General features: G+C 47.5%; 14 protein-coding genes. 6 read left to right on the top strand and 8 right to left on the bottom strand.

Going from position 1 to position 23,367, the window contains the following annotated elements:
• Window positions 1–255 precede the first annotated feature (255 nt).
• Entirely contained in the window at window positions 256–1,278 is a 1,023-nt protein-coding gene (locus HGH91_RS21035) for a hypothetical protein (RefSeq protein ID WP_168740778.1), read from the top strand.
• A gap of 70 nt (window positions 1,279–1,348) precedes the next feature.
• Window positions 1,349–2,371 carry an LLM class flavin-dependent oxidoreductase gene (locus tag HGH91_RS21030; protein WP_168740777.1) on the top strand — a complete coding sequence of 341 codons (1,023 nt, stop codon included), beginning with the start codon at window positions 1,349–1,351 and terminating at the stop codon, window positions 2,369–2,371.
• A gap of 85 nt (window positions 2,372–2,456) precedes the next feature.
• Here HGH91_RS21030 and HGH91_RS21025 read toward each other — a convergent pair whose 3' ends face one another.
• The 7 genes from HGH91_RS21025 to HGH91_RS20995 form a co-directional block, all read right to left on the bottom strand.
• Window positions 2,457–3,821 (bottom strand): TlpA family protein disulfide reductase, encoded by a 1,365-nt coding sequence (locus HGH91_RS21025; RefSeq protein ID WP_168740776.1) that lies wholly within the window; start codon window positions 3,819–3,821, stop codon window positions 2,457–2,459.
• Between the two features lie 15 nt (window positions 3,822–3,836).
• Window positions 3,837–5,369 (bottom strand): PKD-like family lipoprotein, encoded by a 1,533-nt coding sequence (locus HGH91_RS21020; RefSeq protein ID WP_168740775.1) that lies wholly within the window; start codon window positions 5,367–5,369, stop codon window positions 3,837–3,839.
• An 18-nt stretch (window positions 5,370–5,387) separates the two neighbouring features.
• Window positions 5,388–6,155, bottom strand: a complete 768-nt coding sequence (locus tag HGH91_RS21015; protein WP_168740774.1) for a DUF4843 domain-containing protein — start codon at window positions 6,153–6,155, stop codon at window positions 5,388–5,390.
• A gap of 14 nt (window positions 6,156–6,169) precedes the next feature.
• A complete protein-coding gene (locus HGH91_RS21010; protein ID WP_168740773.1) occupies window positions 6,170–7,624 on the bottom strand; it encodes a RagB/SusD family nutrient uptake outer membrane protein in 1,455 nt (484 codons plus the stop codon).
• A gap of 18 nt (window positions 7,625–7,642) precedes the next feature.
• Window positions 7,643–11,005 carry a SusC/RagA family TonB-linked outer membrane protein gene (locus HGH91_RS21005; RefSeq protein WP_211092379.1) on the bottom strand — a complete coding sequence of 1,121 codons (3,363 nt, stop codon included), beginning with the start codon at window positions 11,003–11,005 and terminating at the stop codon, window positions 7,643–7,645.
• A gap of 120 nt (window positions 11,006–11,125) precedes the next feature.
• Window positions 11,126–12,277 carry a FecR family protein gene (locus HGH91_RS21000; protein ID WP_168740772.1) on the bottom strand — a complete coding sequence of 384 codons (1,152 nt, stop codon included), beginning with the start codon at window positions 12,275–12,277 and terminating at the stop codon, window positions 11,126–11,128.
• 63 nt (window positions 12,278–12,340) lie between these two features.
• On the bottom strand, window positions 12,341–12,922 hold the full coding sequence (locus tag HGH91_RS20995; protein ID WP_168740771.1) for an RNA polymerase sigma factor: 582 nt from the start codon (window positions 12,920–12,922) through the stop codon (window positions 12,341–12,343).
• A 478-nt stretch (window positions 12,923–13,400) separates the two neighbouring features.
• Here HGH91_RS20995 and HGH91_RS20990 point away from each other — a divergent pair, with 478 nt between their 5' ends.
• From HGH91_RS20990 to HGH91_RS20980, 3 genes are read left to right on the top strand one after another with little or no spacing between them, the layout of a single operon-like run.
• Complete coding sequence (locus tag HGH91_RS20990; RefSeq protein ID WP_168740770.1) at window positions 13,401–16,460, top strand: SusC/RagA family TonB-linked outer membrane protein; 3,060 nt, start codon at window positions 13,401–13,403, stop codon at window positions 16,458–16,460.
• A 21-nt stretch (window positions 16,461–16,481) separates the two neighbouring features.
• Window positions 16,482–18,005, top strand: coding sequence for a RagB/SusD family nutrient uptake outer membrane protein (locus tag HGH91_RS20985; RefSeq protein ID WP_168740769.1), 1,524 nt, complete (start codon window positions 16,482–16,484; stop codon window positions 18,003–18,005).
• Between the two features lie 32 nt (window positions 18,006–18,037).
• Window positions 18,038–20,734, top strand: a complete 2,697-nt coding sequence (locus HGH91_RS20980) for a glycosyl hydrolase-related protein (protein WP_168740768.1) — start codon at window positions 18,038–18,040, stop codon at window positions 20,732–20,734.
• A gap of 46 nt (window positions 20,735–20,780) precedes the next feature.
• Here the strand turns inward: HGH91_RS20980 and HGH91_RS20975 are convergent, their stop codons facing one another.
• Window positions 20,781–21,674, bottom strand: a complete 894-nt coding sequence (locus tag HGH91_RS20975; protein ID WP_168740767.1) for an AraC family transcriptional regulator — start codon at window positions 21,672–21,674, stop codon at window positions 20,781–20,783.
• Window positions 21,675–21,964: 290 nt separating this feature from the next.
• On the opposite strand from HGH91_RS20975, the gene HGH91_RS20970 reads away from it, so the two are divergent.
• Window positions 21,965–23,341, top strand: coding sequence for a glycoside hydrolase family 76 protein (locus tag HGH91_RS20970; protein WP_168740766.1), 1,377 nt, complete (start codon window positions 21,965–21,967; stop codon window positions 23,339–23,341).
• Window positions 23,342–23,367 lie beyond the last annotated feature (26 nt).

Raw genomic sequence — 23,367 nt, 5'->3', positions numbered from 1 at the left:
GGGCGTGGATTACGGAAGCTGATCATCGCTTCCCAAGCCGGTAACCGGCTTCCGCTTTCTTTGCCCGGGGTGCATCGGTTCTGTACAGAGAGCCTCTTAGCTAGGGAGGCATTTACCCGATTGCAAAACAAAGGTAGGTTGAGGTAAGAGGTTGATTTACAAACAATTCCGATAATTCCGGTAATTCCTGGTATTCCATTTATAATTCCGGGAATGTGGGTTTAATTCCGATTATTCAGTTCTATACTTTCATTTATGGAGACGTTTTTTATCGACTACCAGCGGCTGATCATGCAGGCCTATGAACAACAGCAGGCAAACAATACGCTACCCCACGGCTTGATGCACCTTACACCTGGGAACCTCAAAGAGGAATGTGTGAAAAAATGCACCAGGGAGGTGAGCAGGCGGGATCAAAAGGTGATCAGGGATTTCTGTGGGGATTTGAGTGAATCGAAAAGCTGTCAGGTTATCCTTCAGCGATGTGATACGGATAAGTTCAGGCCGTTGGTGAACTATCTGAGAGGGAAGTCTGACAAGACAGATGAGAAGAATATTGAGCTGCTGGCCTGGCTACTTGACTTTCCTGGCAGGCCCTGGGAAATATGGAAAACGATTTCCAACGGCGACGGTACAAAGAAAGTCCCGATGTTAGATAATACCAGCGAGACAGGGGAAACCCCGGTTAGAGTACCGGATATCAAGGACAACCCACCGGTAGTCGAAACTGGTAAACCAGTCGAAAATCCGATAATTCCTGAAAAACCGACAATTCAGACCTTGATGGATAACAGACAGGAAAAGGAAAGTAATCAAAAGCAGCTAGGAGGGAAGTCAGCAAAAACGCTGGCGGCTGCGGTAATGGTATCGCTGGTATTGGGAACAAGCGGCATGTGGTGGTGGAAGGATAAGCTGACCTCCGGAGGATGCATGTACTGGCATGAAGATCATTATGAGCCGGTAGCCTGTGACCAGAAAATACCTTACACGACGGTCATCGCGTTAGATGCAGAGAAGCTGAAACATTTCAGGAAGATAACCAGGCCGGATACCATCACCTACGACGCTGTTGGAAAGGTTTGGTATTCTAAGATTAAAGGGAAAATGGAATACTATACATGGGCAGGAGAGCATCCGGAGGTTTTTGGTAATCAACTAAAGCCAATTACTCCTTATATTATCAGAATACACATCCTCTCAGGAGGATCACAAAATAATGACACTATTGTCAATACTATGAAAGCAGTACCGACGTGGTACTCCTTTGGGAGCAAGTAGGACGAAAGAATTTGTTACAACAAATGAAAATGAGATAATATTGGGTTATTTTTCCCGCGAAACCAGATTTATGAAGAAAATAGGATTTTTATCGTTCGGGCACTGGTCTAACCATCCGGCCTATAACACCCGTACAGCCAGCGACACATTGCTTCAATCCATCGATCTGGCGGTTGCTGCCGAAGAAATTGGTTTAGACGGCGCCTATTTTCGGGTACATCATTTTGCTGCCCAGTTAGGATCCCCATTTCCGTTGCTTTCGGCTATCGGCGCCAAAACAAGCAAAATAGAGATTGGAACGGGCGTAATTGATATGCGTTACGAAAACCCGCTGTATATGATAGAAGATGCCGGGGCGGCGGATTTAATTTCAGAGGGGCGATTACAGTTGGGAATCAGCAGAGGATCGCCGGAGCAGGTCATTGATGGATGGCGCTACTTTGGATATGAGCCGGCCGAAGGAGAAACGGACGCCGATATGGGGCGCCGTAAAGCATTGGAATTCCTGGACAAACTGAAAGGTGTCGGCTTTGCTGAGCCTAACCCGTACCCGATGTTTCCGAATCCACCGGGCTTGCTGCGTTTGGAGCCATACTCAGAAGGTCTGCGGGAACGCATCTGGTGGGGTGCCGCTTCTAATGCTACCGCTGTGTGGGCTGCCGAAAACGGTATGCATCTTCAAAGCTCTACCCTGAAGTACGACGAAAGCGGTAAACCTTTTCATATACAGCAAGCCGAACAGATCAGGTTGTACAAAGAAGCCTGGAAAAAAGCAGGGCATACCCGCGAACCAAGGGTTTCTGTAAGCCGGTCTATTTTCGCATTGGTAAATGACCAGGATCGCTATTTATTTGGACAGGAAACCAACCGGGTCGATAAAATCGGGATGATTGAAGCGGACAAACGCGCTATTTTCGGGAGGAGCTATGCTGCTGAGCCAGATCAGCTCATCAGGGAGTTGGCTAAGGATGAAGCCATCCAGGAAGCAGATACGATCCTTTTGACCATACCCAATACATTGGGCGTTGATTACAACCTGCATGTATTGTCTGCTATTTTAGAACATGTGGCGCCGGGATTGGGTTGGCGTTAAATTTTAATAATGATACGCGGTAGTAATAAAGAAGAGGCCACCCCTGGGCGGCCTCTTCGCATATATGGTTGGTTATTGGAAAAACTTATTTCTTCGCCTCGCTCTCCAGCAACAGCTTCAACTCCTTACTAGATGGTCTTGGCGCGTCTGTGGAAACGATATTTCCGTTCTTATCAAACACCATAAAGCGCGGTATTCCTTTAATGTTATAGAATTTGGCAATGTCGCTCCATCCGCTGGCAAACAGTTGTACGCCACCCAGCTGCTCGCTGGCAACAAAATCCTTCCATTTCTGATGATCTTTTTGTTCGTCTACCGATACGCTGAGGAACAGTACATCCTGTCCGTGCATTTCTTCCTCCAGTTTTTTAAGGTAGGGAAGTTCCCCTTTACAGGGCCCGCACCAGGTGGCCCATACATCTACCAATACCACTTTACCTTTGAAATCGGTGAGCGATGTCTGTTTACCGTTCAAGTCGGGGTAGGTGAAGTTTACTGCCTGGCCGCCGGCGGCAGTGGCTTTCTTCGCCAGTTCTGTTTTTATGCTGCTGGCGCGCTGGGCCTGGTCGGAAGTAAGCAGGTATTTGCCATACTGCTTGTCGAGGTCAAGGTAGCCGAGGTATGTTTTCAGGGAAGCAGCTTGTTGCAGTACTACTTCGCCTTTCAGGGTATCGTTTTCGATGCCTTTCATCCTGGCCTCGATGCTGTAGTCCTTTACATCGCCGTTACCCATCCTGGCTGGCAGCCTTTGCAGGGTGCTCATCACACGCATGCCGTAAGGATAGCGAAGCAGGCGTGTATCCGTCGTGAAATACGGTACAGTGATGCTTTTGAAATAGGGCGTGTAGTCTTTTTCGGAAGGATGGGCGGAGCGGGGAGTGCTCAGCAATTCGGCGGCATAGTGCAACATATCCAGCTCACGAAACTTTGCAAACTCAGTGTCAAACTGCTTGTTGCCGGTGGAAGCGAATTTCGTTTCCAACGCCTGTCTGTGAAGTGTTTCCAGCAACGGGAAGAAATCCACGTACGTACTCCTGGACGTACTGAAATAAACACCTTTCCTTTCCAGCGGCAGCATAGTATGGTGCCATTTGGCCACGGCCTGGTTCTCAGGAGAGTTCTTACCAGTGAGCACATAGGCAGTATCCGTGATCTTTACGTTCAGCTGGTCATTCTTTTTAAAATAGAAGGTGTATTTGTCTATGGGAGTCTGGCTATTACCGGTACCGATCACATAAAACCCTTCGCGTTCCGGGTGGAAATAAAATCCGAAAGAGGAATCGGCGCCTGGTTTGGACGTAGCCACTTCTTCCAGTCTTCCATGTTCTACCCGGTAGAGATGTACATTCCCGTCGTTCCGGCGCATCCATTCGCCGGAGATGGTTACCTGCGCTTTCATAGAGGCGGGCAGGCAAAGCAGGGCGGTTACACCCAAAAGTAATTTTTTCATTTGTAGTCAGGTTGTTTAATAGCTGTTTGGATATGTATAATTGTTAACCGGCGGCGCAATGTAGATCACATCTCCCACGCTTCCCTTACCTTCCATAGTGAAGTCGGGGGTGTTGGCGAGGTTGCCGGAGGTTTTCCGAAATGCGTACACTTTATAGTTGCCGCCACTGGTAGTGCCTATCAGCATATAGTTGTGATAGAAAGGCTGTTCAGCGTTAGTGGAGCCGGCGTATTTACGATGACGGATACACGTTATTTTCTCTCCTGCCGGTACGGTGAATTGCAGCTGCTCAGCGCCATTGCTCAGGTTCCAGGACCATACTTCCTGCCCGACAGAAAAATACAGGATGTTTTCATCTGCCACGATCAGCCCGAAACGTTCTGCCTGATTCAGCTTGTCTGTTGGCGCCAGGGTATCATTCACGATCTTCAACGCATAGTTGGAGGGGGTGATGGTGGAAACTATCTTCAGGGCAGGAGCTGTTTTATCCCTGAACAGGGCGATACCTACGTATGGACTGGTGGATTTTACACCCATGAACAGCAGGTCTTTGTTCATCCTGTTGGCAGGCATTTCTGTTCCAGGCGCGTCTGTTGTAGCCGAAAGTACGGACCCTGTACCGGTAGCGGAAACAAAAGAGCTGGTGGTTTCATCGAAAAAGAAAGGGTTTTCGAAGGGATATGCCATGAAATATTTTGAAAGACTATACGGACTGTTGTTATCATCGCGCAGCTGTTTGCCGCCAAACAGGCCAATGTTGGCCGACATGGAATAAATACTATGCAGGTGCCCGTCGTTTACAAAATAGTTGGCCTGTGAACTTTCGCTGATACTACCAGGCCTTTTCACGGAAGGTGTTTCATAGAAAAGATCATTGAGCCCATGTATCTCTTTAAAAGTATTGACGTTGACAACACTGGCATCTTTGTCCGACAAGATGAACAACGCCCTGGTGTTGGCATAGGCGCCGGTTACATTGGATTTATAGTTTGTATAGAATCCGAAAAGGCTGGCGTCGCCGTCGAGTTTTTTCCCGTTTACCAGCGAGAATACATTTTCCATCCTGGATGGGGGAGCAATACCTGTGGGCGTCAGGAAGAGGTCTACATCGGTTTTACCACCATCGCTCTTCATGATATACCAGCCCCGGGTGAACTGGGTAACCACATTAACGTTGGCGGTTACTATCCTGCTGAATCCTGTATGTTCGTTCTTTGCGCCGAACACCAGCACCCAGCCTTTAGCCGGTTGTGTTACCAGGTAATCCAGCGTTTTAGTGTGGCCGATCGTATCTACTTTAGGCGCTGAGCCCTGCACATTGGTTTCATATATTCCCCACCAGTAGGAGAATTGCGCCTCAGGATCTGTAGAGCTGACTTTCGGATCGATGGTAATCTTGTCTACCAGCGACACCTTATCATAAGCCGCTTCCACGCCGCTGATGGTGATGTCTTCCGGTGATTTATAATTATAATTACCCTGGTCCTTGTAACAGGAGGCCGTTAGCAGTACGCTGCAGGCGACCAGGATTTGATAGGTCAATTTCATGAAAGGCTGTTTTGAAGATTAAGGGAATACGATTGTTTCACCCATCTCATCGGTAAGCGGCGCGCCGGGATGAGCGTTATTGTAGTCTGTGAGCAACGTTTTTAGCTTCAGTCGCCAGAAGGAGAGCAGCGCATAATCGGTGTTCACGAAAGTCAGGAAATCCTGGTCCCACTTTTCGCCCGTTTGGTTGATCATGAACGAGTGTTTCACCTGGCTGTATTTGCCCCAATAGTATTGCACGGCAGAAGCATTCCAGGCGGCCGGCTGACTAAGCATGTCCGTAAATTCTACCCTTCTCCACAATTTTTTAATTTCCCCTGGCTGGAATTGTTCATTCGCCTTCACCTGTATCTGCAGCTTTACGGTTCCTTTTTTCAGCGAGGCATCGCGAAGCACGATCACCGGTATAGTGGCATGTACCTGTCCCGCTTTGATCACATACGCATCTTTCAGGGAGGCGTCGGAAAAAGCCTTGTAATGAGTGCCAGGTATTGCGTTGGCTTCTCCCGGGAGATTTACCTGTTCAAGGGTAAAAGGGCGGTCGTTGCTACTTATCCCACCGATGGCATAGATATCGAAGAACACGGTGTCTTGCGTGGTCGTAGCCGGTTCGTAATAAAAAGTGAACGGCTTTACGGTATCGGCCATTTCGAAGGAGGCCGTATAGATCCGGTCGGGCGTAGGGCCAAACTGAAGCCGGGCAATATCGTTGTAGAGATAATACTGATCTTTTTTGCAGGCAGCCAGTAAAGCGGTCAGCATGGCTACAGTGAGTATCTGTTTCATTCTTTGCGCTTGTGTTATTGAACAAATTCGTTTAGTGGTAATGGTACCAGGTAATTGATGGTGGCCGCAGCAGGCGCCCATAGGAAGCTGGCCTTGGGTGCGTTGATGCGTTTATACGCAAAAAATGCCTGTCCTTCTGCAAATAATTCTTTCCTGTATTCCTTCACCAGTTCCAGTTGTACCTGGGCGGGGTCGGCGGGTAGCGTGGTAACGGCCACATTGCGGGCGTTACGGAAAGCTTCCCAGTAAGGCTGCCCTTCGCCTGTCGGAGCCGTTTCCGCGGCTACCAGGTACATTTCGCTGACACGCAGCATAGGTATCTGGAAAGGAGCGATGGCAGTAGTGGTGGTAGCCCCCATATATTTTTTCAGGATGTTACATTTGGAACCATTAGCCAGCGTGATCAGCGTCCAGAGGTTAGTTTCCCGTATATCCGTGCCCGTATTGCCGTATAACTGGTTGTTGACGGTAGTTATGCCACTGCCTTTTTTCAGCGTACCGGAGGTAAACTGTTGCTCGTATTTTTTGGCCAGCTGGAAATCATAGAGCCCGAAGATATGTTCCATAGAGAGATTGAAATTACCGCCAGACATATCGCTTAGCACTCCAAGGCGGAATTTCGTACTGCCGTCAGGGTTCTTCGCATCGATCACTTCTTTGGCGCAGGTATAAGCGGACCTGTTGTCCTGGAACCAGAGATAGGCGCGGGCCTGCAGTGCTTTCACCGCATAGTAGTTCATGCGAAGGAAGCGGAAAGCGGAGTAAGTATTCTCCGGCTTGAAAGGAGAGCTCACGCTGCCGGGATTGGAGAGGTCTGCTTGTGAATACCGGGTGAAAGGATCTACGTCTTTCAGCAAAACGGCTGCCTCGGTAAGATCGTTCAGCAGCTCCGTTTTATACTGATCGTAGGCCAGGTGTTGGTTTGGTTCCCGGGAGATCTTTTTCACATAGGGCAACACGGTGCCGGTCTGTATATTGCCTGGTACGGGACCAAAAAGCCGCAGCAGGTCCAGGTGGCAATAGGCACGGAGCGCCAGGCACTCGCCTTTCATCATGCCATAGGAACCTGTGGAAAGAAACACGTCTTTGCGGACATCCACCTCTGCGAGAATAGCGTTGATGCTGGCAATGATCTTGTATTCCTGTGCATACATGGCCGACAGCGCGCGTTGCACGCCATCATCGGCATAATTGAACAGCCCGAGGCGTTGCTCGGTGGTATTGGTGGTTACATCCCAGGAAGAAGTCAACCTTTCTATGGTACCAAAGGTCATATCCTGGCCATAGGCGTTTGCAGACTTCATCTGGATGTACACCCCGGTAAGCGCATCCTGGAAGCCGCTTTCCGTGGTGAAAAGTACGTCGGATGGCATCTGGGTTTTAGGCTGAACGGTGAGCCATTTTTTGCAGGAGGTAGTGCAGATGGCCATTCCCAGCAGCCCTGTGATGATATATTTCATCGGTGTCATGGAACACTAATTTTCTGGTTAGAATAAAGCGTTTACAGTAAGCGACAGCTGCCTGGAAAAAGGATAGGTAGTACCTCTTTCCCGGCGTACGGTAGACAGGTAAAAGAGATCGGCCATGTTGGCGGAGAAAGACAGCGCCTGCATTTTTAATTTTTTCGCGAAGGAGCTTTTTACATCATACTGGAAGTTGGCATTCTGCATAGTGAGTGTCTTTTCATCCTGCACAAAGCGGGAAGTCCTGTTGGTAGATGCTGTTACCAGCAAGCCTTTGAAAGCGGCATTGTCGCCCGGCTTTTGCCAGCGGTTGTCGTATACGCGGGCATCCACATTGTAACGGTAGTCTGCATTCTCCACTTTGTTGATCAGTGTTTGATTATACAGCTGGCCGCCAAAGCGGTAACCGAAGGACAGGTTCATGGAGAGATTCTTATACCGCAACAAGGTGCTGAAGTTGCCGAAGTACGCAGGTTCGCTGATACCGCTGGCGCGCAGGTCCAGCGAGTTCCAGATATAGGTAGGCTCCCCGTTCCTGTTTAAGTACAACTCCTTGCCGGTGCTGGGATCTATACCCAGTGAAGGCACTACCCAGATGGTGTTGGTAGAATATCCTTCTTTGTAAAGCATGCCAGGTACGGCGCCGGTAGCATTCTCACTGCTTTTCTGTGCTGCTTTCAGCGCATCGGAAATCATCAGGATCTTGTTCTTATTATGCACCAATGCGCCGCTGACACTCCAGGTGATCCCTTGCCGCAGGTTGCGTACGAGAAAGGCGGTGGCTTTTATCTCGATGCCGCGGTTTTCCAGCTTACCGATGTTTTCGATATAGTTGGCAAAGCCGTTGGAGGCAGGAAGGTCTACAGATGATATAAGACCGTTGGTAGTCTCAATGTAATAGTCGGCAACAAGGCTCAGGCGGCGGTTGAAAAGGTCGGCTTCCAAACCTACGTCATAGTTCATTTTCTGTTGCCATTTCAGCGACTCATTGCCGAGGCCCAGGAGGTAGGCGCCTGTCCAGCTGTAATAACGGTCGTCTGTATAATACCCGTAGGTCGACAAAGCCTGGTAGGCGTTGAAGTTCTGCGAACCGGTAACGCCCAGGGAGCCACGTAATTTCAACCTATTGATGAATGTCAACTGTTTGAACATGGCTTCCTTATGCAGGTTCCAGCCGAGGCCGGCAGACCAGAAAGGTGCAAAGCGATTGAGCTTTCCAAACTGGGACGCGCCATCTGAGCGAAGGGAGAGGTCCATGAAATACCGTTCATCATAGGTATAGTTCACGCTTCCGGTAAGGCCCACGGAGCGGGTAAGGCTTTCCGCACCACCCGGTTTACCACCTTGCGCATATTGCAGCGCCATGGAAATGAAGTCGAATTTAGGATTGGTAAAGCCTTCCGCAACGAAGCTGTAGCCAGAGGTTTTAGACTCGCGGATGTTATAGTCTAACCCCGCAAATATAGCATGGGCGCCAAATTGACGGGTATAGCTGAGGTTGGCGCTCGCATCATAACGAAAGCCTTTGTTCACCCCATATTGATAAGACCCCCTGCGGAGAATGTCTTCCGTAGTGGCAAATGCCGTATGGTCTGCCGGCCGGAAATAGTCCGAATCGGAGTTCATTTTGGTAAGGCCCAGTCTTGCCCGGAAGAGGAGATCAGGCTGTATACGCCACTCTACGGAAAGATTGTTGGTGATGTCTGTCGTTTTATATTTCTGAAAAGTATTCAGGGTAGCATCATACAGCGGGTTAGTGGGCAGAGTATTCCAGCGGTTCGTGTAAATATTGGAGCCAGGGTTGCCCAGCAGCTTTATTACACGGCCATTTTCATCATAGGGTGCCCAGTAAGGGTTCATCTTCACATAATCGGAAAATGATCCGTAGGGAGATTCTGCGCTTTCGCCCAACCCGATCATCAGGTTGTTCGTGAAACGGATGTTCTTGTAGTAATAACTGAGATTGATGGTACCGTTGAACGTGCGGCGGGAAGAGCCTTTCATGACACCCTGTATATCATTTACCTGGGCTGAAATAGAATAACGGAATGCATTGTCGCCACCTTCCATTCGCACGTTATGGCGTTGGCCGATGCCAGTGCGGACGGGCTTGGACAGCCAATCTGTTTCCACGCCCCGGTTCACTTCACTCATCAGGTAGTTGTAATATTGTTTGAGTGGTACATCATTTTCCGCGCGGGCATTGTCATATAGTCCCACTTTGTTTTCCAGCTCCAGTTTGTCGCGTGCGTTGAGTACGTGATAGGCGGTGAGGTCCGGCATTTCGATATTAACATCGCCGCGGTACGACAGCCGCAGCCTGCCTGGTTGTGGCGCCCTGGTGGTGATCACGATTACGCCATTAGCACCGCGGGAACCATAAATGGCGGTGGCGGATGCATCCTTCAGCATGGTGATGGACGCTACTTCGTTCTGATTAATGTCCAGCAGCTTTTGCAGCGAAGATTCAAATCCATCCAGGATCACCAGCGGTGTATTCATACCTACGCGTGTTTCATCCTGCAGTTCATTTACATTAGGCAGGCTGGAATTGCCGCGGATCTGGATTTCCGGCAACCTGTTGGGATTGGAGCCAAACGTATTGCTCTCCACAATATTAAAAGAAGGGTCGATGTTGCGCAGGGAAGTGATCAGGTTGCGGTTGCCGAATGCAGCCAGTTGCTCTGCGGTAACAGTCGTTACAGCGCCGGTAAAGCTTTCTTTTTTCCGGTTAAAGATACCAGTGGTCACCACTACTTCATTAATCTGTTGTTGCGATTTGCCCAACATGATATTCAGGGTGCCGGCACCTGCCACTTTTATTTCCCTGGGCGCATATCCCTGGCAGCTTACCTGTAACATGACGGGGAATACCTGGACGGCTAATCTGAATCTTCCATCTGGCGAGGATACCGCGCCGGTGTTAGCGCCTTTTACGCGTATGGTGGCAAAAGGAATGGCCACACCTGCTTCATCACGCACGTAGCCGGATATCTCCTGGAAAATTGTTCTGACGGGCGTGAATGTTTTTTCATTGATCACCACCATTTTGTTGACGATACGGTAGGTGAGTGGTTGGTTGTTCAACACGATGTCCATAGTTTCCGGCAGCGTGGCATTGGTTACCTGTATGTCCTGTGGGGAGGCCATTTTCAGCACATGTTCATCCCACATAAATGACAAACCTGTTTGTGCTTCCAGCTTCCCGAATATCTCTTTCAGGGAAGCCTGTTTCAGGTGGAGATTAATCTTTTGTGCAGCGGCTGTACCGGTCTGGAGATATACGATCAAGAGAAGAATAGCAGCGGCTTTCGCGCGCTTTTGCAGTTTCATCAATAGTCCGGCAAGGGCATAGAAATGCCGGACCAAAAACGCAATTAATTGCATACATTTGGGTGGTTTTTGGTTGATAAATAAAACAGAACCTGTATTTAGTTTATTAGCCCGACCTTAATAGCCGCTCCGTGAGTCAGACGGGGCGGTTTTTTGCTTTCCAGGCTAATGTCTTTATGGTTGTACGATCAGTTTACCATTTTCCAGTTTACAATTCACGCCATATATATTTAGCGCCTCAATAATATCAGAGAGATTTACGTCCCTGTCGATAGTCCCGCCGAAGGAGCGTTTAGGCAGTTGTCCCTTCATGTCTACTTCTATGTCATACCATCTTGATATCTGGCGGAACAATGCCGGCAGATCTGTACTGCTCATCACGAACAGCCCTTTCTTCCATGCTATTGCATTTTCTGTTTCCGCGTTGTTGTCTACCGTGATGCTACCATTGTTATCAATATTTGCCTGTTCTCCCGGTTGAAGCACCTGTTGTTTATTCACCCGGATGCTGCCTTGTAACAGGGTAGTTTTTATCGTTGGTTCATCCGTATAGGCGTTGATGTTAAAGGCAGTGCCCAGCACTTCCACCACACCTTTTTCATTGAAGTGTACGGAGAATGGTTTGGCGGCGTCTGCAGCCACTTCGAAATATACTTCTCCCGTAATCCTTACCTCGCGGGTATTACCCGAAAAAGCAACCGGGTATCGTAAAGATGATGCGGCATTCAGCCAAACCCTGGTGCCATCGGGGAGCACCACGCTGAACTGCCGGCCTCTTGGTGTCGAAATAGTATTATATGCTGTGGCAGCAGCGCTGGTTGTTTTAGCATCATATACTACCTGCCCGTTGTTGAGTACTACATTGGTCCCTGCCTGGCTGGCTACCACGCCGTTCTTCATACTATCCAGCAGTACGGTGGAACCGTCTGCCAGCATGAGTACGGCGCCTTGTTTTCCTGGCGCAACCGCACCATTGTGTGCAACAACCGTTGGTGGGGTGCGTTTATGCTGCTCCGTTACCCGGTAGATACTGCCTGCCAGCAGCAGCAGCGCTACAGCAGCCGCCGCCCAGCGCCAGTAGTGCATACGTCTGACTGGTGTGTGACGGGGTAGGTCTACCGATTTCGCCTTGTCCAGCAAGGGTTGCAGGGATAGGTCAAATTCGAGGTCCATATCAGGCGCCCCGGTCAGCTCCATGAATATTTCCGTCAGGGCTTCCCGTTGATCAGGATCACCCAGCAGGGCATAAAATTCCTGCTGACCAGCTGTATCCAGCTTGTTGTCCAGGAAATCCTGTGCCAGTATATGTAATCGGGTATTTTTCATGGTGTTCATAATATAAGATCAGGGTAAAGCACGTTTTGTCATCATCGGACAAAAAATTTTTTTTTAGCGGTGCAGTAAGAGCATCAGCATCAGGAACCCGGAAGAGGTGAGCCGCTCCCTGATGAGAGCCAGGGCCGCGCTGAGCGCATTGCGTACATAGCCATGGGACAATTGCAGGTTTTCTGCAATCTCCCGGGTGGTCTTTCCTTCCACGCGATTCAGGTGGTAGATGGTTTTCCTTTGTGGAGGAAGTGATTCAATGGCTTCATGTACCAGCCGGTGGATTTCCTTCAGCTCCAGGGTGCTGGTGTTATCAACGGGATTCAATGTTATTTGGAGCGCCTCCAGCCGTTTATCATTTGCTGCGTGCCGCTGCAGGGCCAGCAGGCTCTGGTTGATAGTGATTTTCCTAAGCCAGGCGCCCAGGTGCGTTACTTTGTCCAGCTTATCGCGATGAAGCCATACTTTAATAAATACTTCCTGCACGACTTCCTGCCGGGCATATTCGTTCTTCAATATCTTCATGGCGATAGCCGCGAGCGGGGTGGCCCACGTAACAAATAAGGCGGAAAAAGCCTGCTCGTCACCTTCCGCTATACGTTGCAGGAGCGCAGTTTCATCCGTATGTAAAGATTCTGGCGACACTTCGAGCTTATTTAATATTTCCTGCGATTCATTTCATCAGCATAATAATACAGTACCCTGAATGAATGCAACAGTAGATTTTGGTTGTTTTAATCATCTTCATGGCATCTTCTCAAAAAAGTGAGGCATGGTGATCACTGTCCTGGTATACACGTTCTTATGCGAACATTGAAAAAGCAAAATAACAGTAATTGATTCAATTTATTTAAAATTATTAAATAAAATTAATAATGAGAGGTAAGGTTCGATGATGGCGGCTTATGCCGCGCTTCCAGTTGCAAAAAAGAATATTTGGCAGACAATGGTTTATATAGTTAAGGTGCAATTTCCAAAAAAACGGCAGATAACAGTGTAAAGACAGTAATATACTTTAAGTATCCATTAAACCGATTGTAGAAGAACCCACAACCTATATCTATTTTTGGATCACGTTATATTCTTATCCTTTCCGCGTTACACAACTAAATTAATTCCCTTTATGAATCGGCTCTTACATGTAATTCAATTTAAACAACTACTTTTCTGTTGTTGTCTAACTATTCTCATTTCATTTACGACTGTATATGGTCAGACTCAACCAAAAGAAATATCCGGAACTGTACTGGATGAAAACAAGGCGCCTCTTGTCGGAGTAACTATTCTTGCAAAAGGGACCCGGAATGCCGTTACTACCAACGACAAAGGATTTTTCAAAATTCATGTCCAGCCACAGGCCGTGCTGCTCGTGAGCTATATCGGCTATCAATCCCTGGAGATACCCGTTGGGGATCAAACCGTTCTTACTGTACAAATGAAGCTTAGCAGCAAATCGCTGGGAGACGTTGTGGTGATCGGTTATGGAACACAACGGAAGGTGGATGTAACCGGATCGGTGGCTTCCGTCAACACCGCCGTGATCAGGGAGCGCCCGTCTCCCAATGCGCTGGGCGCACTCGCAGGCCAGGTGCCGGGGTTGAATATTACCACCAATTCCGGAAGGCCCGGCGACTACCGCATTAATATCCGGGGGTTCAACTCTATCAATGCCTCCAATAATCCTTTGTTTGTAGTAGATGGCGTCATTGGCGTTGATTATACAACGATCAATCCTAATGATATCGCAAGTATCGATGTATTGAAAGATGCGTCTTCTACTTCCATCTACGGGGCGAGGGGTTCCGGCGGCGTTATCATCATTACAACAAAACACGGATTCAATGCCAAACCGACGGTGAACTATAGCTTTGTAGGTGGCTATAACGTGTTGCCCCGTGAAATACCAGTGCTTAACTCCACCGAATACCAGGCTATTGAAAAGGCTGCATATGCATTTGTACCAGGCAGGGCTTACCCGGATTTTGCAAAGCTGGAACCAGCCTTATATAATCCTGATGGGACACCCAAGTATAACACGGACTGGCAGAAGGAAGTATATAAGCCTACCTTCTCTCAAAACCACAATTTGTCGGTGACGGGAGGGAATGAAGACCTCCGGTACAGTATGAATTATGGCTACCAGGATGATGAAGCCCTGTTACTTTTAACCTATAACAAAAAATATTCAATGCGGATCAATGTTGATGGCAAAGTCAATAATTGGTTGAGCACAGGATTGAACCTGTCTGGTACCTATTTCCAGGAAAGAATACAGGACGACGGGGTCGGTGGCCTTACTGCCACCCGTGAAGTACTGGAAGCGCTGCCGATGATCCCTGTAAAAATGCCTGACGGCACCTGGGGAGGTAACTGGATGCATCTCGCCTCTGAAGGCGCCGACAATCCCGTGAATATCTTACGGACAAAATACAATATCAACAATAGGACAGTGGTGCTTGGCAATACCTACTTCAATATCCATCTGACCCACGACCTTGATTTCCGGACCAGCTTTTCCGGTCAGATCAATACGAATAAGAATGATAATGCTGCCAGCGGGTCGGCCGTTCAGCGGGGGCTTTATCAAAGGATCAGCGCAGGCGTCAATGCAGATAAAGCTGTATACTGGCAGAGTTCCAGTTATTTTACTTACAAAAAAGCGTTCAATCGCGACAATAACCTGAATCTCGTATTAGGCGCCGAATGGGCAAAAAACAGCTACGAAATTGTGAGTGCATCAGCGTCCAACTTTGATGGTGATTTTTACCTGTGGAATAACCTGGGCGCCGCTACCGTCCCCAATCCGCCTACGTCGAGTGCCTATGACTGGCAGATCAATTCTTATTTCGGCAGGGCAATTTATTCGCTGAAAGACAAGTACCTTTTTACTGCCACCGGCAGGTATGACGGTTCTTCAAAGTTCGGTGCCAATCACAAATACGCCTTCTTCCCATCGGCGGCTTTTGCATGGCGCGCTTCAGAAGAGCCTTTCCTGAAGGGAAGCCGGGTAATCAATGATCTTAAATTAAGGGTTAGTTACGGCAGCACCGGTAATTCCGAGATAGGGCAGTACCAGTCTATCAGCTCATTGACTTCGAATACCGCCATCTTCAACGGCGCGAGAGCCACCGGTGAAGTGCAGGGTACCATGCCCAACCCGGACCTCCAATGGGAGAAGACCAACCAGTTTGATTTCGGTGTGGATATGGGTTTATTCGGCAACCGAATCAACATTGTGGCAGACATATACGACAAGGTAACGAAGAATCTCCTGCTATCAGCTCCGGTTCCATTGACTTCCGGTTTTGATAATATCCTGAAGAACATCGGTTCCGTGCGTAACAGGGGGATCGAGGTGGGACTAATGACCAATAACCTGACAGGCGCTTTCAAATGGAATACGACCATTAATTTTACCGTGAACCGCAACAAGATCCTGGCGCTTGGAACACATAATGAAGACATATTCCCTGGCCCGGGCTTCCTTGACCAGACAAATATTCTGCGGGTAGGTCAACAGGTGGGCACTTTCTTCGGCCTGGTAAGAGAAGGGGTATGGAGCGCTGCGGAAGCGGCGAAAGCAGCTACCTATAATGCTAAGCCGGGCGACCTGAAAGAAAAAGATCTCAATGGTGATGGTAAAATCGACGGCAAAGACCGGACAATCCTTGGATATGCCTATCCGACTTACACCATGGAGCTGATTAATAAATTCTCTTACAAAAACCTTGATCTGCTGATTGACCTGCAGGTGAGCCAGGGCAATAAAGTATTGAACCTTGCTTATGCTACTTCGGAAGACCGGCAAACACTGGCCAATAGCTATACAACTGTGCTCAATGCCTGGACGCCGGCGAATGAGAATACTTATATCGCCAAAGTACGACTCAACTCTGATGGGCCATCTTTGCGACAGGACGATCACTACCTGGACGATGGATCTTTCATCAGGGGGAAGAATATATCGCTGGGTTATAACTTTTCCAGCAGGCTGGTAGAAGGCATTCATCTCCACAGCCTACGTCTATATGCTGGTGTCCAGAATGCTTTCCTGATCACGAAATATAAGAACGGTTACGATCCGGAAGTGTCCACCTATCCGCAGGCTTTTGCCTATGGTATCGAATTTTATGCCTTGCCCAAGGCCCGGACCTTCAATTTTGGTGTAAACGTTGGTTTTTAATTATTAAATCCATTTTCTTTTATGAAAAGAATAAAGATATTTCACGGCATATTGCTCCTCTCTCTCTCGATGAACTTCTCCTGTAAGAAGTTCCTGCAGGAAGATCCTAAAAGCTTTTATACGCCGGATAACTATTATACCAGCCTGGTACAGGCGCAGAATGCAGTCAACGGTATCTATGCCTTCACACGGGATTTTTATGCCAGCATCGGGCTCTATAGTGAAGACGCCATGTTCATGCTGGAAATGCCTACGGGCCAGGCAAGAACGGAGATCAACCAGTCAAACAACAATGCTAACCTGTTGAACCTGACCATGACTCCGACTGACCTATATTTCACGCAATGGTGGCGAAGCTCCTATAAAGGCATCGACGCCGCTAACCTGGCAATAAAGAATATTCCGCTCATGTCTTCGGCTATTGTACCCGATGCGCAAAAGGCGCAATTGCTTGGTCAGGCACAATTTTTAAGGGCCTGGTTTTATTTCAACCTGACAAGGATTTTTGGGGATGTACCACTTGTTACCGAGCCAACCGTTACGGCAGACAACCTCCTGGTGAGCAGAGCGACGGTCAAGGATATTTATGAAAAGGAGATCATTCCCGATTTGCTGGCAGCCGAAAAGAGCGGTCTTCCCTTTGTAGATAATACCGGAAGGGTATCCACCGGCGCCGTAAAATCATTGCTGGCCAAGGTGTATGAAACGATGGCCGGCTATCCCCTGCAACAAGCCGATAAATATGCATTGGCCAAACAGAAGGCGCTGGAAGTGATCACATCCAATAAATATACACTGTACCAGAACTATGATCAATTCCGCGATCCGGCCAACGATAACAGAATGGAAAACATCTTCATGGCACAGTTTTCTTCCGCTATCGCTTCCAGTCCTATGTTCTCCTTTACATTGCCCAGTTTTAGCTATATTTCTAATGGGCAGGGAGAGATTGGCGCACTACTGCCGGATACCACCTTTTATAAGTCATATGCACCCGGAGATAAAAGGATACAGGAGAAACAGTTCTTTTATTCCCATTATCCTAATTTTGCAACAGGGGCGAATGTGGTGTTCTTGAATGGACAGCATATCTTCAAATATTTTGATGACGCTGCCCAGCAAAGCGGGCTTCCTTCGAGTAAATGTTTTCCTATTATCCGGCTTTCCGATATTTATTTGCTGTATGCTGAAGCTCAGAATGAGGCCGACGGAACACCCGGTACAGATGCTTATACCTACCTGAACGCTATCCGGACCCGTGCCGGTCTCGCGCCGCTGTCGGGGCTTACACACGACCAGTTCAGGATAGCCGTTTGGAGAGAACGTAATCATGAGCTTTGTTTTGAGAACCAAACCTGGTTCGATATGGTGCGCACACGGATGGTGTATGATACGAAGAACGATCAGTTTGTACCGATGGTAGGATATAGCTTTCCCGGTAGTGGCGGAACACGGACCTTACAGACTAAACACCTGTTGTTCCCTATTCCCCAGTCGGAGATGGATGTCAACCCGAAGTTGGCGCCGAATAATCCCGGGTATTAAGTCTATAGGTAGTTTTTTATAAATTCATTTTCATGTCATTTTTCAAAAGAAACTTTTTATTCCTGTTGCTGGTTTTTTCGTGCCACAGCGGCTTTCTGTATGCACAGACCAATTACCGGCCGCATGGCTCGAAAAATACCAGCACTGCTTATTTTAAAAACGGCACTGTCAATTTTATCAATTCAAGTCACCAGGACATCGCCTGGATGGATTCCATCGGCGCCTGCGAGGTGTGGAGGGACGAAAATATGATCACACCTGCGCTGGCGTTGATGAAAAGCAATCCTGATTATTGTTTCAGCGTGGAAGACGCCTTGAGCCTGCGCGAATACCTGGCCCGTCATCCGGACCGGTATGACGACATCCTGAAATATACCAAAGAAGGCAGGTTGGAATGGGGAGCAACCTATAATATGCCCTATGAATCGATGTATGATGGAGAAGCCCTCATCCGCCAAACTTACCTGGGGAAAAAATGGTTAAAGAAGATCCTGCCTGGCTGCGATTTTCTCACCGACTGGAACGAAGACGTGCCAGGTAAGGCATTACAGATGTCCCAGATCCTGTCGAAGGCGGGTATAAAATATCTTTATATCTCCCGGCATGAGGCAGGTATTTATCGCTGGTATAGTCCCGATGGCAGTAATGTACTGATGTTCACACCCGGGCATTATGATGCATCGAGTTACAATTTCCGGGCAACTAAAAGTGATACTGCGAGAGAACGAATGGTGCTGGATTATATCAAGGCCTGGAGTGTTTACTACGGGGCTAATAAATTCCGGCCGGCGCTGCCGATCCTCATCGATGCAGACTGGAATAAGCCCAGTGATTATCGCGCGCTCTTCCAGGGCTGGAACCAAAAAGCCGGGACGCAGGGCCTGCCTTCCCTTAAATATGCGATTGCAGCAGATGTATTCAAAAAGCTGGATGCGCCCCGCGCTACCTACGAAACTTTGAGAGGTGAACGACCCAACGTTTGGCTGTATATACACGGTCCAACGCACGAGCGGGCATTGACAGCATCACGCAAAGCCAACCGGACGCTCGTTGCCGCAGAGATCTTTTCGGCAGTGGATGCCACCCTCCGAAAAGATTTTACCCATTATCCCCAATCGGAGCTGACCACTGCCTGGGAAAAAGCCATCTACGCCGATCATGGCTGGGGTGGTAAGCATGGGGATATGACGGATCTGACATTCAGAACAAAGTTTGAAGAGGCTTACAGTATTTCCGATAAAGTATTACAACGCAGCCTGGAGGATATCGTCCAACAGATTGGTTTCGATAAAAAAGGCAGATCGCTGGTTATATTCAATCCCTTATCCAAAGAAAGGACGGATAAAGTGGAAGTCAGCGTTAAAGTATATGGGCAGGATACATTGTCCTATAAAGTAGTCGATGCCGTTTCAGGTAAAGAGGTGCCCAGCCAGCGCATAGAAAGTCGCCCGGCCGGCGGCTCCGACGAGACTATCACCCTTTGTTTTGTGGCAGAGAAAGTTCCTTCCCTGGGTTATAAAACCTATACCCTGCAACCTTATGTGGCAGGCTTCAGTAAAGGCGTGCCCGTAGCGCCTACACAACCCTCCCCGGTAACAGCAGAGGCGACGGCCCCCGTGTATGAAAATAAGTTTTATAAGATCGAATTGGGCGCTGGAGGAGTGAAAAGCATCTTTGATAAGGAACTGCATACTGAACTGCTGAAGACAGATAAGCTGTTGGGAGGCGAGATCTTTCAGTTACAATCTGTAGGCAATGGTGCCGGTGAATTCACCGATGTACAACCGGTGACCATGGAGGGGTTTGAAAAAGTAAGCCAATATGCGCCTAAATGGAATTGTATAGAATTCGGACCTGTCCGGAAAACCTGGGAGTTGGTGCAGCAGACACAGTTTGCGACGATCCGGGAAACCGTCACTTTATATGAATCGTTGAAACAGGTAGATTTCAAAGCAGACATTCTTGGGTTTTCTGGTGAGCGTTACCGGGAATACAGGATGGCTTTCCCGCTGAATCAAACGGATTCCAGGGTCGCTTATGAGGTGCCCATGGGAGTGGTGGAAGTTGGCAAAGACGAGATAAAGGGTGCAGCAGGCTTTTCCTACGGTGTACAAGATTATTCAGCCACCTGCAGCAAGGTGCATCCCCGGGAAGTGCAGGATTGGTTTAACGCCAGCAAAGACAGTGTTTCAGTCACGGTTAGTAGTTCTGTAGCCGTATTCGACTGGGTGGATGCCTCCGACGCCAATAACAGGCAAACAGTATTGCAACCTATTTTATTTGCCAGCCGGAAAAGCTGTCATGGGGAAGGTAATTATTATCTCCAGCCGGGCAACCATCACTTCGAGTTTAGCCTGACTTCTTCACCGGGGGATTGGAAAACCACTGCAAACACCGGCAAGCAGCAAAACCAGCCCTTACGCGCCCTGGTTATAGATGTGCCACAGGCGCGCAGTGGTCTTCCGTTGAGTTATAGCTTCGCCGGCACTAATTCAGATAATGTACTTATTACGACGATCAAAAAATCAGAAGATGAAAACAGCATCGTCATGCGGTTGGTAGATATGCAGGGGAAGAAGACGGATGCAAAGATCGATTGGTTCGGCGCCATTAATGGTGTGACCAGGACGAATATTATCGAAGAAGAGGATCAGCCTATGAAAAAGGCAGCGGCTGGAATTATGTTAACGGTACCACCCTATTCCATTGAAACGATACGGATACGATAAACATTCAGCAGAAGGTCATACCCATTGATTAATCAGTACAGGCTCTTTATGTAAGAGCCTGTACTGTTTGCTCAATAGACATCAATTCCTTTCTATATTCAGAAGGCGTTTTTGCGGTTATTTTTTTAAAGAAATCATTAAAATGGGTGAAGTTCCGATATCCTGAGTTATAGCAGATATCTGCTATGGTAAAATCCAGATTGCCCAATAATTTACAGGCATGCCCTATTCGCAATTCATTTAGAAACCCGGTAAAGGATTTCCCTGTTCGTTTCTTGAAAAAGCCGCAGAAAGCAGGCGGAGTCATGTTCGCTATTTTTGCAATGGTGGGCAAATCAATAGGTTCTCTAAAATTCTCCAAAGTGTACCGGTAAACATTATTCATTCTTTCTGTATCTTTTTCATTTAACGAAAACCTGAATGCAAGGGAAGATAGCTGTTGATACTTTTTTGTGTTTATCAGGACATTCATTATTTCCAGGAACAGGATTATTTTTGTGATGCCGGCAGCATTCACCATCTCGTCTAATAAAGCAGTTACTTTTTGTCTTGTTTTTAACGGGAAATTGACGCCCGCTTTTGATTTTTCGATGAGGCTTTCCACTTTCTGTATAAAAGGCTCTTCAAGGCCCAACATCTTCATATAGTTTGCAGGGAAATAAACAACAATTGCCTTCCCTGTCTGGCTGCCGCCTGAGTCACATTCAGAAGGGTCTCCGTACCAGATATGAGGAAGATTAGGACCCAGCAAAACCAGGTCTCCGGCGGAATAATTCCTGATGCAGTCGCCAACAATGCTTTTCCCGGTACCTTCAACGATATAATTTAATTCGCATACTTCATGAAAATGAAAAAGAGAGTTGAAATTACTCTTGTTGACTTTTTTTACAAAAATAGCCTGCATGTTCAGGGCTCCTACTTCAATTAGATTTGCCTTCATCGCCATTCATTTTGTATACCTAAAGTTAGTATTTATAAAAGAATTTTACTAATTTTATTACTAGGTGGATTGTTTTTTGATTAAAAAAGTTTTAATAATAATTAATAGAGTTTTACTAAATGTGGGCGCCTTCTCACTTCCCCGATATAGGCGCTCCGGTCTTTTTATCTACATTAATCATATTTATGTATTTAATCTTGAATCGGTTAAAATAGTTTAAGTAACGATTTATAGACTTGTAGGAATAATATCCGATTGAAATTAGTTTTGACCTCACACTGAAATCGCCCATGAAAAGAAGGAATTTTGTAAAAACGGCGGGAGGGTATGTCCTGTTATTTCCCTTGATGAAATCTTTTGCCAATATTGATTTCGATAAGGACACTGAGCTTAAAACGAAATGTATCGCGGCTTTTAACAGGTTTGAGGAGGTTTGGGATTTTAATGATTTCTGGAGGAGAGGTAACACCTTCGATGCGTGTCTGAATTTTGCAGATGCACTGCACCAAAGATGGGCGGATGATAAGGACATAAAATCTATACAGCAAAAGGTAAGTACGATGCTGGAGAGAGATTTTGCCTATTTCAAAAGTATTGACCCCAGCGGCATGTGGACAGATGATTTTGGCTGGTGGGGCCTGATGGGGCTTAATGCAAGAAGGCATTTATTGCGTACAGGTAATAAGGAATTAGCAGATAAATACCTGCAACTCTCCACCGATTTCTGCTGGAAGCAGGCAAAAGATCATGCCTATGACGCTTTATCATCGGCCAACCCGGTTCCACATGGTTTTACAAATGGAGATGCCAGGGGTAATCATAAAGGTGCAAAGAATACCGTCACCAACGTTTTGTTCTTCCTGCTGTCTACCCGCATTTATCGTTTAACGTTGGCAGAGCACATCAGTGACAATGAAAAATACCTTGACATGGCTTACAACCAATGGACATGGTTTGACAGCTGGTTTCAATTAAATAAATATGAATACCTGAAAAAAACAGCTTCTGGTGGCGCACTGGTGCAGGAGCGGCCAACAGCTTTTTTTGAGGGATCTGATTATACGGAAATCACGCATCCAACCTGGCATAAAGGGTGGGTGTGGACGGGCGATCAGGGGATGTTACTGGCCGCACTTTCCGATATACTGGCAATTAAAAATAATCTTGCTACATGGATATCGGCGCATAAAAAAGAAGCGCACTTCGATATCAATGTTTTTACTGGAAAGGTGCATCATTATATATCATTAATAAGCAAGGGCATAAAAACCACGTTGGTTAGCGACAAGGATCATATCATTCGTGAAGCGCCCCTTCTGGCAAATATGGGCCCCGAGTTTGGCAGCGATTATCTCGCCGGCCGTGGGATCATGATGCGCTACCTGGGAACACTTGATAAAAGTATTACAGGAGTTGATTTCAGGAATAATATTAAAGCAACTGCAAACGCCATATGGCAAACCCGTGATACCTCCAGTAACCAGTTTCAGCCTGAATATACAAGTGCTGAAAATGATAAATTGTATATTCAGCAATTCCGGAACCAGTGGGGACTTGCAGATGATATCTTAAAATGGGATATAGCAAAATCGAACCTACAGCAAAGGATTGGTGTTTGTCAATCTATAGGACTTGATGCATTAGGCGCAACGCTCCGGCTTATGTAGACCAATCAATATTTATAACGATTAAA

The sequence above is a fragment of the Chitinophaga eiseniae genome, from assembly GCF_012641265.1.
In the GTDB taxonomy this organism is placed as follows: Bacteria; Bacteroidota; Bacteroidia; order Chitinophagales; family Chitinophagaceae; genus Chitinophaga; species Chitinophaga eiseniae_A.
This window is presented reverse-complemented; position numbering and strand designations above follow the sequence as displayed.